The organism is Klebsiella sp. YJ (assembly GCF_002108615.1).
Taxonomy (GTDB): domain Bacteria; phylum Pseudomonadota; class Gammaproteobacteria; order Enterobacterales; family Enterobacteriaceae; genus Klebsiella; species Klebsiella planticola.
This window is the reverse complement of the sequence record NZ_MTEG01000042.1, coordinates 13293-28958: the sequence shown is the minus strand read 5'-3', so window position 1 is coordinate 28958 and position 15666 is coordinate 13293. Positions and strand designations below refer to the sequence as shown.

Below are 15666 nucleotides of genomic sequence, written 5' to 3'. Positions count from 1 at the left end.
GGTGATCCCCTGGGCGAAATGCGCCTGGTAAGCAGAGTTTTTGAAATGTAAGGCCTTTGAATAAGACAAAAGGCTGCCTCATCGCTAACTTTGCAACAGTGCCCCTTTCCCCATATCGAAGCTTGAAGACTGAAGACTAACCCCTTCAAGGAATGGCGAACACCATGGTGACTGTACAACCTCTACTATTTTTACTGGTTGGAAAAACGACAGTTGCCATCCTACCTCTGGGACCCCATTTTGATCTGTGCAATAACATACGGGTTGTGACGGTGCAGCCCCTTCTGGTGAGGAGCCTACTCCCATAATGCGCATTGGAAAAATACAGCTCCAACAGATGTTTTTAATCAAACCTTTCCAAACACCGGCCGATTGACAGATTCCGCTACCCGTCTCAGCCCCAATCGCCATTCCTGGTAAAGCCAGGCTGAGCATGACAGCAGTGAATGCTGACAAAAGTAACTTTCGTATCATTGAGCCGCCTCTTTTTCTGATTGCTGATTTATACGCGTATACTCGCGTACATCTGCCTGAGCAAACTGCTGTACTTTGAAGTAGGTTCCTTCAACCGATATGATTGTAGGGGTGGACTTAATCAGGAACCGGCTAATGATTTCAGGGTTGATCTTGTACATCTGCCCATAGAACTGGCCGCGCAACTCCTCTAAATGCTTCCAGCCATCATCACGTTTGATTCGCGTAAAAATGGGCATAACTTTTCCTTCGCCGAAACGGTGACGAAACTGTATTTTGGCCCATGTCAGCTGCTCAGAATTCATTGGGTCAAAAACGATCATTGTCAGTTTCTGTGGAAATTGAGCAAGAGGATTTCCCTTCTGCCCTGCGGCAGCAATGAGGTTACCTTGGTTATCTCTAATATCTTGGTTTACCTGAATTGTTGGGTCGATATACCAGATTTTATTCTCGTCAGATACGGGAAGGGACGCCATCCACTGATTTTGCCAAGTTGATTTTATTGCGTTCTTTTTGGCCGCCTCCCAGTCATATTTATTACTTCTCTCCTCAAGTTCCTGTACAATACTTTTCTCTTTTATAGGGAATGTTTGGGCTGAAACCGGGAAGGTTGTTTTTTCTGGGTTTTCCTCGATCTGTTTCATGAAATACTTAATGTTAATCGACCCACTAATCTTGTAGGTTTTATCATCTTTTCTGTACACCATCGTTGGAACTTCTTTTACGCTATACTGGGTAAAACTTTCCGGATCGAGGGTGACTAAAGGTTCTTTTTTTATTTTTGCTTTAGATATATAATCACGCAGCACTACCTGCATCTGAATAAGGTTTTCTACACCTTCCTTAAGCCCCCTGAACACCACGCGCGCATTGTTTTCCGATGCTGTTTTAATCAGGTCTATCAATACATAGTCTGGCATGCTGAATGATGCAAATATTGTCAAGCCATTATCAGTCGATAGTTCTTCATTTTTGTTGTTATCTAATTTACGTTCGAAGTCCTGTGCAGTAATCCCCGACTTCCCAAACATTTTTTCAACGTTGGAAGACTGGGTTCGCATTGACTCGTTTTTTGACTTGTTAATTGTGTCTGCCTCTTCAGAGAAGGCCTCTGTAGACTGATTCTTTTTTATGTCCTGCGCAATATCACTCATCGCTTCCGCTTCACGCAGCTTACCTGTGTGTTCTATCACCGCACGCACACTGTCGGAGACAGAGCTGGGATTGTACCGGGGTGTGCCGACAATCGACTCTATGCTTTGAGTCTTTGCATGATCAATAGAGTCATCGGCATATGACAGAGATGTAGCTAACAGGCAGCTAAAAAGTAACTTTTTAATACATTCAGAAGATGGCATATGCTTTTCCTGTGATTGTCGTTTCTGGTATTGTTCCCCAAAAACGGGAATCCCATGAGTAATCGGTCTGGCCAACTACGAAAATGTGTCCAGCTGGAACCGTGATTTCACGGTTCAGAATTTGCGGTTCAATATGGTATTTTTTGGCAATACGCCTTCCGTCAACCCGGAAAATACGGTCGCCGTTTTTAACGTATGTTTCTGTAATCTGGATTTTGTCCCCACCCTTACCAGCAACGATTTTTATTACCTTCTCCCCAGGTTTAATGAATCGAACATCTCTGTCCATGGTGAAGTTAATCATATCCCCAATTTCATAGCCCTTATCATATTTATCCACCATGTAATAATCAGCTGGAATACAGCCATGCAGGAGTCCATGCCCCAGAGTGAAGCGGGAAAAGAACAGATGCATTAATACCGAGATGATCACCAGGTGCAGAATCAGTGATTTATCAACTCGTAAAACACCTCTTCTGTGCGGAGAAAGATATCTAAGGGACATCAACATGAGATGGGTCCTGAATGATTATTTCAGGATATTATGCCCGAAAGGAAGAGGCCATTTGCTGAATAACAAGATGATTTTAATCATTTACCAAAAAAAATAGCCCCTGACTCAGGGGCTACTCAAGAGAATGACTTATGTCAGTTATTCAACGTAATGAAACTTGTCGCTGAATCACCGCTGTCATCGTAAGCAGTTATAGACACCACCAGCTTACCCTTATTTTGAGCTTTGGACAGTGTTGCAGTACTTCCGAACACACCACGAACCTGATCATTCACCTTCCAAACATAACTGGAAATCTTGCCGTCAGGATCACTGCATTTTGCAGTAAATGCCCAGCTCAGTTGCGTTTCAGTGTATGTCAGGTTACATGTAGGAGGCGTGTTCGGTATCACGTCAAAATCAACCACAACAACCCCTCTCTGACCCTGCGTACTGACAACGTCCATTTCCAGTTTATAACTACCTTCCATGATGTTCTCAAACGTCTGTGACCAGTAATTTTTGCCACCATCGACAGGCTTACCATTCAGCTTAAACGTCACATTGTCAATTGAGTCTGCCGAGTGGGCCAGCTTAACACTGGACCTCAAGGACAGGTCCAGCGGGGCCCTCATGAACTTGTTAGAGTATTTGGGAGTAACGCTAATTTCCATCGGACTCTGTTCGTTCACGATAAAAGTGTAATCAACCCGGGCTTCATTGTTCCTGTTATCCTTCAGGACATACGTCAACGTATGTGTACCCGATTTTGTTACCTGGAACACTTTCGTCCCGTTATTGTCGCTGGACAGCGTCATCATATTTTTGTCGTATTGCCAGTCCTGGGTGAACACAACTCCAGGATAAGAAACATCCACACCAGAGACTGATACGGTGAGTTCCGAAGGTATCATGGTGTATTTCAGTTTTGTATTCAGGCGTGGCTCCGGGAATTTGTATACCCAAGATTTTACGCTGATTTTCCGTTTTGCTATGGTTCTGTCTTTTGCCTCCGGCATGTAGGCCTGATACGTAAACGTTGCATACCCACGTTCATCTAACATGTCTTCGGTCAGGACGGTATCAAGCAGCCCCCCCTGTTTTACGCTTCCATCAGGGAGCACCCACTCCTGGACAACTTTAGCATCAGATGAGTACTCGATATTAGGGTTCGTGTAGGTACCCTGCAAAGTAACTTTTTTACCTACCTCTACCTGCGAGTTCCCCTCAACCTTAACCGACAATTTCTTATGCTTAATGACAGTGACACGAGCACGAGTTTCTTTCCATGCCGATTTCCCGGCCATTTCGTCGGTTTCGGTATACCGTACTTTTGCAAAGATATACTTGGGCACCTCCGAGGACGTAATCATGTATTTAACCCCCCCCTCAGTCCATTCCTCTCCATCCTCTGACCACTGGACTTCAACTGCACTACCTTGTACATCTTCATTGTTATCAGTCAGTGTCACCGGGATGCTGTGCCCCTCAAGAACCTTTCCAACCGAGATAACAGGTTTAGGTTCCCGGTAAGCAACCACCGTGAGATTATCGGTATATGAGACCTTACCTGTGTATTTGTTGGTCAGTTTGGCGCGGTAAAGCCACTTACCTACTTCTTTTTGTTTGATGCTTACGCTTCGAAGTCCGGTCATATCTTCAAGCGTATTCCAGGTTGATCCATTGTTACTGGACATCTGCCATTCAGTTGGACTCAGGGAATCATAATCATCGGTACTTTTCGTTCTGAATGAGACCATTGCTGACAGAGGAACTCGGCCTACAATAAGCGATTTAGACAGCCCACCTTCGAGGTTGGCCCCTTTATACACCCTGATACTTGTTGTTGATGTCTCACGTTTGAGTACAAAATCTTTAAACGGACTGCGTACCGTAGCTACTGCGATGATGCGGTGACTACCCAGAGTCAGATCGTCCATGTTGAGCTCACCGGTCGCAATCCCCTCAGAGTTAACGGGCAGATCACCGGTCAGAGGAGTTCGCTCAGTTACCGAAACATCTTTACCGGTTTCTTCATCCGTAACCCATTTAGAGGTAACTTTGTAAACCACCACATCCCACTGCCCCATTGTGGAGGCATCGTACAATGTACAGTTACAGCTGTTATTCCATTGGCCGATGTTTACCGATACCGGTACTTTCAAACTCGTTGCTGATTTACGCTCTGCAACTTTCATATAGGCACGAATACTGAAGTTTGGAACAGTATAAACTTTGAGCACACTGGATGACTTTATACTGGCTTCATTTTCGTAGGAAGCTTCGATGTTTACATTCGTTTGCGTCCACAATGGCGCTGCAGGTACTTTTATACGCTCAGAATAAGTTACCGGCGTATCACCACCTGATTTATTCTTGTAGGTTTTAGTTTCAGCGTCCTGGCCTTCAACCTTAGTTGTAAGGACAACGTTAGCCGGTACTGATTTTGCAAGCACCTTAGCTGCGTCCCCACCAGTGATATAAACCAGTGCTGTATCCTTACCAAGAGTCTCTACCGTTTTACTCATCTTGTATGAAATTTCAGGTGCAAACGGTTCAACGGCTTTAACGGTTTTACGGTTATGAGTGGCAATGGCTTTAGAGCCTTTTGTATTAATCACATAGACGTTGTAGTCAAGGACGTTATCGCCAACTTTAGAGAAGTAACCCGTCAGGCCAGGAACTTTAGACTTCGAGTAAAATTCGAGACCAGATGGAACGTTGTTCCACTGAACATAACAGGCCGTTCCATAAACCGCAGTTCCGAACTGGCTAAGAAACGCCTGAGCGTCTTCTTCAGTAGAGAAAATCTTACAGGTATTCCCTGATTGCTGAGTAACCAGCGAAGTGTAAGGACGGACGTAACCGTAAATCGTAGACGCTGATTCGATGGACTTCAGAGTGAAAGTCATCGGCATATAGGTAAAATCGATTGAATAGGTTTTGGATATACCGTTAACATTCTCAGCAACAACCGTCAAAGTATGGACTTTGTTTGTTTCGAGTGACGGCATCGGCTTTAACCGGTAGATCCCTTTGACGTTTGTGGGAGTGTATGAAGCCATGACGTTATCAATGACAACGCTCTTGATGTCGGCAACACCCTCTTCGCCCTGGAATGCAGCAATAACGATCTCATTCAGGAAGTACACCTGGTCCCGCTTAACAAGCTCTGAGCCGTCCTTGAAAACGGAAACAGATGGTTCATCAGACAGTATAAGTTTAGATTCCGGTTCGGTATAACTGGAATCATTGCCCGCTGTATTAGACACAGAATATGTTGCAACGTAAGAAGCGCTGGCCAGATCGCTTATATCAAAAAAATAAACAAATTTACCCGCAACTTCCTGATATCCGGCGACAGGTTGAAGAGTTCGACGGGACGGAGTTGACCAAATTTTGTTAAAATTAAGCTCCGTACCATCATCTAAAGTAACTTTTGTCATTGGAGAGAAGCTACCATCAGGAGCAAGTGTGAGCGACATTGCAGCAGGTTTCCACCAGTCATTGGTATCTGACCGGGCAGGAACCGAGACAGCTACAGCGATCGTCTGCGGAGCAACGTAGATATCTTTATCTCCGATCTTGAATGACCGAGCTTCTTTAGAGACGTTCCAGAAGGTATTGTCTATCGCTGGAGCGCGGTAATCCCAGCTTAATCTCACCTTAGAGGTTACTGGTGGGGAGAAGTAATTATTGAACGAGTTTAAGGTTACGCCTACATCCCTGCTTCCGAAATCGGAACTCCCATCACTGATGCCTACGCTTCCGGTCGTTATAGAACATTTTGAGGCTCCTGCAGCAATGGCGCAGGATGTCCCAGAACCGACAGACGCGACCATATCGTAGTCTCGGGGTTCAACGGTTATATCAATATTTGAGAGTGTCTCGTTTTTAATGTATGACGTCAGTGTTGAACCGGAAGAACCGTTGCTCATTGAACCTTTTATAGAAGTAATCACAGGAGCTACAGGCGCAACAGTCTTGAAGTTGTACTCCCCTTCCTTGACTATGACTTTTTCACGTTCTGAGCCCGAGTAGTAAACGATTTGCCATGGAAGTTTGATATCCCCAGCGATCGCAGGGATGCCCTTCAGTGAGAACCCATTAGCAATCGGCATACCGGAATTATTAGGTAACCATTCAAACACACATTTCAGGCTACCAGCCGTACTTTTGACATTAGGATCAGAGGACACCTCGCATCCCTCAGATACCGGAATAGCTGTAACCGTACTTTCTTTCACGAAGGCCGTATTTACTTGTGAACTGGTAGAAAATTTGACATCTGGTAATGACGTTTCCAGGGTACCGGAAACCATTATCGATTCTGCGTTTGAAAAAGCACTGAACACAGAACAGAACATCAGGAAAGAGATTTTATTAATTTTAGTCATGGAACGCTCTGATCGTAGTTATGCCATAGTTACATCTAATGTATCCTATGAACAGAGCGTATTTTTCCCATTAAGGGAAGTATCTTCATTGAAATTCCCGTAAAACGGGAATGGCTGTACAGAAAAGTTACTTTTGTAGTTGAGCATTTGCATTAAGACGCATGCACGTTAGAACCGCGTCAGATGGAACCCCTGGATTTCGGGCCAGTATGACGGATAAGAGGAAAAGACCTAAGCGAAGGCAGGCGGCAGGATCAATACTAATTTTATGTATAAAGTTAATGTCTCGCTCGTCTTTGTTGATAGCTACAACGCCCCCCTCCAACATTGCTGTGGATTTACCATCAAAAGTAACTTTTACGTTTTTGTAGACTTGCTTATTATGGTGCTTTGTTTTTTTATCTTTCAGAACAGCCTCACGAGTAAGGCGAAGAAACGCCATACACAAAGCGATCACTTCATCATCACTCAGCTTTGTTGAAAAGGCCTTTTGCCCAGTCCAGTCAAACGCGCCCGGCTTAGATGCTAAAGGCCCAGCAAGGATAAGATTCACACTGCCATTTGTCTCAGAATAATTGAGCTCAAGTGCAGTCTTGCCGGAATTAAATACCTTTTCATTTCGGTAAGGTTGATGCTGTGGAACATCATTATTTATATTTTCCACCAAATATGTCCTTCACCTTCGTTGATTAAATCCTTCACCAGACCAATGTAGGTATTCCCTCCAGATTGCTTCATCGCAAAAATATAAGCACTGGTCTCTAGCATTAGATAGTCTCCCGATGGAGCACCAGGTGGAACCTCTGTAGAGCTAAGACTTTTAATGTACTCCTTTTTAACAATAGAAGGAATGTTGTTTATCATTATTGTTTTTTCATCAACGATCTTAAAATTCATACTGGTTTCAGCGCCCGCCAGACTTGCGGCATGAACCGAGTTTTGCTTAAAGCTCGACAGGCTTGGTTTATTCATAGTTAGAGAATAAATACCTAGCAGGGTAATAAGTGGAACTATGAAGAAACTAACTTTTTTAATACTCACTATCTTCATCGTCATCAAATCCCCCTTGGGTCTGGCATGCAGTAATGTAAAGAATTCTAAGTTGATGTAGGAAATTTTCTGCTGTAGCACCACCTACAAATGTTATCATTCTGTTAATTCTGATGCCTGCATCTTCAAGTTCAAACTCAGCTATTCCACAATCCGACATTATTGTCATCGTGTTTTCATCTGGGTCTTCATCAAGCGAAGGGGGTATAATAATGGATAAGATAACAGTATCTACTGGAGCTATTTCCCAATTGTGTTCCTCTCGGGCCATAGGAATTATCTGAATAAAATACCCATCCAGGATCAAAGAAAGTGGATTGCGGGTGTTGTCAGCAAACCCAAAATTACTGGTTGCTTCTTCGAAGTTTAAGCCAGAGCGCTCAATAATCTTGAGAAGTTCCTGCTTTCGTACCCCATGGTAAATCATGCCATCTGTCATCTGTAGTTACTCATGTGCTTTGATGGATAGTGTGTCGCTAAAAATCATACCAAAAACAAAGTATTCCTACCTCAGCCAGAGTGAGAAAAAGTTAACTTTCGCTCTGAACCTGTAGGTTTATCTAATCTTAGCTTAACATGTAAGCTACCGATATCTGCACCGCTCATAATTCTAAGGGCTCGTATTATTCACTTGTTGAACTAGATCATCAATCGAAAGGAACACATTACAACGCGCCAAAAGTTACTTTTATCAGAATGCACACAATTTAGCTCGAATAAGAATCTGGATTGTGATTTGGTAACAGGATCTTTAACTTTAGCAATCAGAGTATGCCTTGCTTTTACATTGCAGTATCACCATTTAAAACAATAAGTTATAACGAAACGCCAAGTGTTTGATAACATGCCTTTTCACTGGATCTGCGCTTACGAATGTGGCACTGAGGTAATTCTTTAACCTTGTAAAGAATGAGTGAGCCCGCGCTGGAGGTCAGACCTTTGGTTGCATTTAAACCACGTGTGTTACATGCCTACATGGGAATGATTCTCATCAACTATTAAAAAGTCACTTTTACATAAATCTAACAATGTACTGAAAAAAAATATTGTAAAAATAGCTTTTTTCCTCTCTGGCGACGTCATCACATCCCTCATAAATGTATGATCACACAGAGGTGATAAATGACTATTCTTTCAAATCTAAGTATTGACCTTACTGATTTTACAGGACGAATTCTTATCGTCAGTGACCTTTATGGACATTTTGAACTGTTACTCAAGGGCCTTTCAAAACTGACCCAGTCCGGTGATGAAGTGGTTGTTATAACTACTGGTAATTTGTTTGACTGGGGCCCTTCTCCCTGTCAGCTGCTTGAGGCAGTGGTTTACAAAAAATTTGGTGACAGGAAAGTTCATTTTTTCACTGTGGTAGGTTTTCATGAATTACTTATGACTGATGCTATTACTCAAAAGTACCTTAAAACCTTCAGGTACTTTCCGGATACACATACTCGTAAACACTGGAGAAGTTTAGGTGGAAGCTGGCATGACTCTTACGACCAGATTTTGCTTGAACGTGATATTTATAAAATCGATTACCCACTGGTAATAAATCTCAAAACAAAACTAGGAACATACATAATTGGTTCGTCAGATATCCCCCACGATGGTGGTGACTGGAACACTCTCATGGCAACCTTGAACAAGTTGGATAACCAAAACTTACGCATTATGGCGAGTAATATAACCAGAACTAGGTATTTTCTAGAATCAGGAAAGACAATACATGATATATCGCTTGTAGTATTAGGAGTGCATCAACCTGACCAATTAAAACGAATTCTCTCAGGGCAAACTGAACTAGCTAAATCAACCTTGTGTCTGTTCCCTAACAACTGGGATGGACTCTCAAATGCACCACTTGATTTCAAAATTAGATTTCTTGACATCACTGAAAGTGAATATGGGAGTTGCTATGAGTTTTAAGAATTTAGCTTGTGTTATCTTATTGTTACCAAACGCAAGCTACGTAATGGCAGGCTCTCAGCTCCAGCTAAGTTCTGATGTTATGGTTGACCAGAAAATGAAAAACATTGTTGTCCAAACAAGTTATTTTAAAAACAAAATTGACAACACAAAATTTATTCGAATTAGCAATCACACAAGATCATTCCCATTAATCCTCTCCTTACCGGAAATTAAATACTCTGTCATCATAAAAAATGGACACAGTACGCTTCTCTCAGAAGATGATGGCATGATTTGGGTAGAACCTGGGAGTAACGTCATACTAAAAATTAAAGAAGCTGAAAAACTCTACGATTTCATTCCAATAGTCTACATTACAGGGAAAAAGAAACCAAATGTACTTACTGTTTTACCCGGTAAAGCAATTAGTGCTGCAAAAGAGACAAAGCTAATTGAATATAAAGTTTCACCAAATCAAAAAAGAATGTCACATGATGACAAGGTTGTTAAGCTATCAGGCTTTGGTAATATAAATAAACTGAAGAAAGGTTTTTATGAAGTACAGGTCGACAAATTTACTTCTGTGAGCTTTGATAAGGAGGCTTTTATAATTACCCGAAATAATATGCTTGCGGGATCACAATATTACACTAAAAATCTTGTTGCCTATCCACATGAAAAAATAATAATGAACATTAGCGGAGAAACTCATGTTGAAAAATAGTCTGATGTTCCTTGTAATAATTTTACTAACAGCTTGTCAGCACCCCCCAGGATGGCATAAAACGCTACCCGCGATTAACTTTAGCCCTGTTAAAACAGTTGAAATGCCAGGGAAGGTTACAGGGGAATATTCTGTTCGCGTAGTCAATGCAGGTATCGACGTATATATAATAATTGACAATGGTTATAATGAGTTTATGACTGTAGATAAACTTTCCTTATACGGGAATCGTTGCGGATATGAGTCTCAGGGGGAGTTGCTCATTCCTCCCGCTGCAGTCAGTACATATATGGTTCCTAATGTAGCATTATTAGGTCTGTGCTATACAGATGATATAAAGTTGATTTTCATTAACAATACATTCAATGGTTTGTCCAAGGATAAGAAGGATACAACTGTCCCTATTGAAGTGATGATGCAGTTTAAGCTTACTTCTGCTAAAGAAAAAGAGGAATTTAATGATGTTATTTATAGCTCGTGGAATTAAAAAAGTTTGCTTAGCTGGATTCGCTATTGTTCTGACAACAAGTGCATCATGGGCCTTTACCTATACGATTGACTCAAATCCCCAAGGAGCTGTAGTCATTAATGTGATCACAAAGCAAAGAATGGGTTTGACACCAATTAAAGTGGATATACCAGATACACAGGAAGGAAAAACATTTGGTATCCTTTACAAAGACTACCGAAATGTTGCCCTCATGATATACAAACCAGCACCAACCGCAGAGAGAGCTTTTACTAATAGTCCACCCGTTGTGGTCACTAGCGCTCTTCCTGGTGAATATCCCTTAAGTGTAAATATTGATGAAGTACGGGATAAAGTTGTTGTGGATTTGCGTCCAGTCATGTCACAACCTGTTACTTTACAATAAAAAAGGGGCTTATGCCCCTTTTCTCTTTAAGCAACCTGCCTTGTTTTCATGCCTAACTGTACTAGCTCTTCTTCATAAACCCTGTCAATTGCTTCGGCATACGTATATCCGTCATTAACAAGGTTCCATATTTTACGTCGGTCAGACGGGTCTGTAGTAAAACAAAGTTCCATTTTACGATCAACATAAAGACGGACGATTTGTTGCACGTTCTCAAAACGAATCATAATCTCTGAAAAAACATACTTTACAGTCCTGATCATCTTCATCCGTTCATATTCTGATGCTGATGCTGAAATATATTTATTTTTCTCCATTGAATCAATCGCCTCTGGGCTCTGCTTCATAATAAATTTCCATGGTGAGTTGTTGGCTATCGCTACACCGATTGGCGACTTGTAGAAGTCTTCGAAGCTCTGTGTAATACAGATCCCTGCACAGTTTGTTTTACGGAAACGACGCCATGCTGCTTCAAGGAATTTAGTAAAAAAGTTAACAGCAGCATCATCACCATTACTTTCGCCGATATACTCCCAGGCCTCATCAAGTATAAACAAACGACGACGACCATCCTTTTTAATAAACATAGCATGCTGTGCTGCCTGGATTATCGACATTAACACAACCCACTGAAGATGTGGTGTAGGTTTGAGTTCTTCAAGTTCAAGTACAATGAAGCGGCTATTAAAATTAATGGGTGGCAATGATGTTGTAAACCTCCTACCGTAAATGCCGCCTTCACACCAAGGTCCAAGTTGAATGCCTATATCTTTAATTTCTTGTTTCTCATGCTTCATGCATTTTTTAGCGAAGCCAGTAACTGAAGGAAGATATCCATCTTCAGGGCTATTTGATTCCTCAGCAATAAGACGAAGCATTACTGCTTCCTGTAAAGAACTAATGTTACCATTACTTGAAGCCATTAGTTTTAGTTGATTCAGAACCATGATTGTTTGAGCAATAATGTCTGATTCTTTACTTTCTTCACCTGAATTTCCCGTTAATCCCTCCAATGATTCATCTCCTGTATATTTTCTCACTAGGAAAGCGAAAGGGTTAAGAGAAAAGGTAGCGTCAACTCCAAAATCAATAAATTGAGAGTCCTCAAATTGCTCAGCAAGCCCTTGATATGAACGTCCGATATCAACAACAAACACCTGAGCACCATCTGGTGACGCATTAAATTTGCCATTCAGGTCCAGAGGCGGATCGTATTTATCTGCCGTAAGCAGATCTCTAATATCATCAAAATGATAAAGCGGATTTATATGCTCGCCAGAACAAAGATAGTTGAGAATAATGTTGTTTGCTGCAAATGATTTACCTGCCCCTGAGGTAGCCCCAACGCATACGTTGTAACTGGCTGAAGTTTCGAAAATATCAATCATAACCAACTGTCCCTCGCGGGTTACAAATGGAATGACTGGATTTGTGGAGTTTCCTTTCCAGGGGCCAAAGATAGGAGCTAGGTGAGCCGCACCCGTATTAGTCATTACATCACCACGATCCATATCTCTAAAAGTCGCCGGATCATTACATAAAGGTAAAGCCGACATGACACCTGAAAAACAAATATAACTATCATCAGCCACAACGATTTTTTTCTCGCTGTAATAGTTAATCAGACTTTTTGCAGCTATTTTCACTTTTTCCAGTGTATTATCCATGACGATAAATGTCATGTAAGTTTGTAGTAGTTTAGCTTTATCCTCCAACTCTCTAGTCAATGCCGAGTAATCCTTGTCCATATCGGCAAGGCGAGGAAGATATTTTAAAACAATAGGTATTTTTGACTGATTATCTGTTATCGCTTTATAACGAAGATACTCTTTCTGTATTTTCTTTTGATGTGGGAATTGTATACAGAAGTTGATAATAAAAGGAGAGAAAATGGTTTTGCTTCCAGTCATCCAGTCAACAACCAACTCGTAAACAGCACCAAAGTTGACATATTCAGGGAATTTTGTCATCGACAAATGCTTAAAATATCGTTGAGCTGTCTCATCATCATCAGCAGACAATGACGCGAAATAATCCTCCCCCACCTCATATTTCCTTCCTGGAATGTTGACCTGATTATTTAATGGCATTAATGTACTAGCTTCAAGTCCACCATATTTCCATCTGGAGTCTTTTCCGGGGTTTAATATTTTATCAACACTGTACAACCATGTGTCAGCATTACCAACAATTGGTGACAAGGTTAAACCTTCTAGTTTAGATAGAAGGTCTTTAAAAAGGCCATCCAGTCGCATGGATTCGGATTCATTAGGAGAAAAACCTTTAATAGGTATCCTAACCGTTACCCACAACTCGAAATTCCTAAGCTTCAAATCATCAGCTTGCGTGATCTTAATGCCATCAGCTTCTTTCAAAGGCTCATATTGACTTTTTGTCAGGTAATCCAGTGAGTATACGGTAAGAAGATCCGCTTTTTCATTATCCCTACCTCCCATCCTGTTACCTCTGCGACGTAACCAACGGGACAATGATATGTTGACATCCGGTAAAGCAGCCAGTGTCATTTGCATAATGGACTCCGCAGGAAAATCCATTTTAAACAGATCCGTCAATAGGTTTTGTTGGTTATCATACAATCCAGGAGAAGGGTTGCAGACAAAAAAGAAACCTACCGCGTTATCTTCCAGCAAAAAATAAGGGGCATCCACCATTCTGTCGACCACGGGAATGAAGTGCCCTAAGTTATATCTTTCAAGTTCTTTTGCGAGACGTGAATTGTTCATACTGTTACCTTACATTCCGTGGAACACTATATTTATGCGTGTGGCTAGAAAGAACTACCGGTAACCCCATTCGCCGTTACGCCTTTAGTACTACGTTGCTGCTGCTGCATGTTGTCACGAGCGCGTTCCTGAATTTCCAGTGGGACAATTCGCGCCGGATTTTTTAATGCTGAATCACCTGCCACCCACGTTTGAGGCTTAACATTGACATATACATAGCCAGGGAGGTTCAAAGCGTCGTTATCGTCTGTGTAAGGCGCGATAAGCACACGCATAACTTTGCCTTGTCTTAACACAGCCAGCGGCTCAGGAGCGATAACAGCTTGTCTCGTACCCTGTACCTGATACTGACGCTCTTGATATGAACTCAGCGTTGGGTTTACCGGCTTGCCATCAAATTCTGAATACAGTCCCTTTCCTGCTGGTACGCGCTGCTGCGACACATAACTCGCTGTTGTCAGCGGCTTCACCGGCTTAGAAGTTCCGGTGAACAAGGGTTTAGGGCCAGCACTTACTACCGGTTTCTTTGGGTACTGCACGCCCGGTGGCGGAGTCAACGACGTTGGATATTTGCTATCTGCAATATCCTGCTTTCCCTCATCACCTTCCTTTTTTAAATATTTGAGATCGTCATGATTGTTAGTTGCTTCCATAATTGCCCGTGGCCCCATACACAGCACACCTTTTTCAATACCTGGGCAGCTGCTCTCAGATTGACCTATGCACCCTGATAAAGAAGACACCGCAGCAACAGACATGAGAAATTTCGTGATGTTGTTCATTTATATACCTTATTTGTTAAAGGGATTTTTAAGCAAAGGTTGTAAATTCAGTTTTAACCAGTTTTTATAATCAGTCGGTAATCCATTGCCCAACACTCCATCTTCACGAACTACAGATGGGATGCCTTGAACGTTATAAATGGATGCCAGGTATAGACCTGTAACAATAGGTTCTACTGAACAATCTTTCAGATTTTCATGAGGAATAAGCCGGTTGTTTATATCTTTTGATTTTCCTAATAACGACTGAAGAATATCGTAATTGGTAATTTTACCAGCTTTAACAGAGCACCACATTTGTTTTACCCGTTTAGCTGATTCGCCAGGGCTGGGTAAAATAACAATATCAAAGCGAACAAGTTCCCTTTCTTCATTCATCTTTTTCAGAAAGTCAATACAATCTTGACAATCAAGAGAAATGAATATAACTGCCTGTCGTTTGAGGGACGGATTCCCGAACTGGATAGTAAAGGCATCCTCAGGTTTGAACGGTGCTTCGTTCAATGGTAAAAAGTAACTTTCTCGGATATCTGATATCGATTGAACTTGTTTTTTCCTGAGAACATCATAAACTTTACCTTCTGAAAAAGAGTAGCGACCCGTTGTGGTAACTAGGGTGAGGCCACTTCGCTGATCCTCAAATAAAAAAATCCCACCCGTCGGTAAGTAGACAGCATCCTTTGGCTGGTAAGGACTAAGCTTGCTAACTAATCCCCTTGACGACTGATTTAAAGCGAGACCATTTTCAGCAGCAGCGCGTGTTAACGCCGCAGCTTCTGCATCATACTTATCAGCTGCAGCAGAATGAGTTGAATTGAGTAGTGCTATACACACGAGCAACTTGATAAGTAACTTTCTCAT

13 protein-coding genes and 1 pseudogene are annotated in these 15666 nt (G+C 41.9%); 4 read left to right on the top strand and 10 right to left on the bottom strand.

Features of this window, described 5'->3' with window-relative positions; genetic code table 11:
- Positions 1 to 99: 99 nt before the first annotated feature.
- The 7 genes and pseudogenes from BV390_RS27730 to BV390_RS27700 form a co-directional block, all read right to left on the bottom strand.
- Positions 100 to 474: pseudogene (locus BV390_RS27730) on the bottom strand (TraU family protein); the annotation flags it as partial.
- Complete coding sequence (locus tag BV390_RS27725) at positions 471 to 1832, bottom strand: TrbC family F-type conjugative pilus assembly protein (RefSeq protein ID WP_014386515.1); 1362 nt, start codon at positions 1830 to 1832, stop codon at positions 471 to 473. The pseudogene BV390_RS27730 and the gene BV390_RS27725, both read right to left, overlap by 4 nt.
- On the bottom strand, positions 1819 to 2343 hold the full coding sequence (gene lepB / locus BV390_RS27720; RefSeq protein WP_004026522.1) for a signal peptidase I: 525 nt from the start codon (positions 2341 to 2343) through the stop codon (positions 1819 to 1821). Before lepB ends, BV390_RS27725 begins: the two co-directional genes overlap by 14 nt.
- Before the next feature lie 137 nt (positions 2344 to 2480).
- Positions 2481 to 6722 carry an Ig-like domain-containing protein gene (locus BV390_RS27715; RefSeq protein ID WP_040209782.1) on the bottom strand — a complete coding sequence of 1414 codons (4242 nt, stop codon included), beginning with the start codon at positions 6720 to 6722 and terminating at the stop codon, positions 2481 to 2483.
- A gap of 127 nt (positions 6723 to 6849) precedes the next feature.
- A complete protein-coding gene (locus BV390_RS27710) occupies positions 6850 to 7386 on the bottom strand; it encodes a hypothetical protein (protein ID WP_004181791.1) in 537 nt (178 codons plus the stop codon).
- Positions 7374 to 7778: a hypothetical protein gene (locus tag BV390_RS27705; protein WP_032437918.1), complete on the bottom strand. Its 405-nt coding sequence runs from the start codon at positions 7776 to 7778 to the stop codon at positions 7374 to 7376. Before BV390_RS27705 ends, BV390_RS27710 begins: the two co-directional genes overlap by 13 nt.
- Positions 7753 to 8211 (bottom strand): hypothetical protein, encoded by a 459-nt coding sequence (locus BV390_RS27700; protein WP_004196672.1) that lies wholly within the window; start codon positions 8209 to 8211, stop codon positions 7753 to 7755. The genes BV390_RS27705 and BV390_RS27700 overlap by 26 nt, the downstream gene beginning before the upstream one ends.
- A 683-nt stretch (positions 8212 to 8894) precedes the next feature.
- Here BV390_RS27700 and BV390_RS27695 point away from each other — a divergent pair.
- Genes BV390_RS27695 through BV390_RS27680 form a run of 4 tightly spaced genes read left to right on the top strand, consistent with a single transcriptional unit; the run spans position 8895 to position 11279 of the window.
- A complete protein-coding gene (locus tag BV390_RS27695) occupies positions 8895 to 9698 on the top strand; it encodes a metallophosphoesterase (RefSeq protein WP_085397566.1) in 804 nt (267 codons plus the stop codon).
- Complete coding sequence (locus BV390_RS27690) at positions 9688 to 10404, top strand: hypothetical protein (RefSeq protein ID WP_004196650.1); 717 nt, start codon at positions 9688 to 9690, stop codon at positions 10402 to 10404. Before BV390_RS27695 ends, BV390_RS27690 begins: the two co-directional genes overlap by 11 nt.
- Positions 10391 to 10891, top strand: a complete 501-nt coding sequence (locus tag BV390_RS27685; RefSeq protein ID WP_004196661.1) for a hypothetical protein — start codon at positions 10391 to 10393, stop codon at positions 10889 to 10891. The genes BV390_RS27690 and BV390_RS27685 overlap by 14 nt, the downstream gene beginning before the upstream one ends.
- Complete coding sequence (locus tag BV390_RS27680) at positions 10863 to 11279, top strand: trhZ (RefSeq protein ID WP_223814695.1); 417 nt, start codon at positions 10863 to 10865, stop codon at positions 11277 to 11279. The genes BV390_RS27685 and BV390_RS27680 overlap by 29 nt, the downstream gene beginning before the upstream one ends.
- Positions 11280 to 11305: 26 nt before the next feature.
- On the opposite strand, the gene BV390_RS27675 is transcribed toward BV390_RS27680, so the two are convergent.
- Genes BV390_RS27675 through BV390_RS27665 form a run of 3 tightly spaced genes read right to left on the bottom strand, consistent with a single transcriptional unit; the run spans position 11306 to position 15666 of the window.
- Positions 11306 to 14023: a TraC family protein gene (locus BV390_RS27675; RefSeq protein ID WP_004196678.1), complete on the bottom strand. Its 2718-nt coding sequence runs from the start codon at positions 14021 to 14023 to the stop codon at positions 11306 to 11308.
- Positions 14024 to 14067: 44 nt separating this feature from the next.
- On the bottom strand, positions 14068 to 14805 hold the full coding sequence (gene traV, locus BV390_RS27670) for a type IV conjugative transfer system lipoprotein TraV (RefSeq protein ID WP_004181797.1): 738 nt from the start codon (positions 14803 to 14805) through the stop codon (positions 14068 to 14070).
- A gap of 9 nt (positions 14806 to 14814) precedes the next feature.
- The gene (locus BV390_RS27665) at positions 14815 to 15666 is read right to left on the bottom strand and encodes a thioredoxin domain-containing protein (RefSeq protein ID WP_025368610.1); all 852 of its coding nucleotides are present in this window, start codon (positions 15664 to 15666) and stop codon (positions 14815 to 14817) included.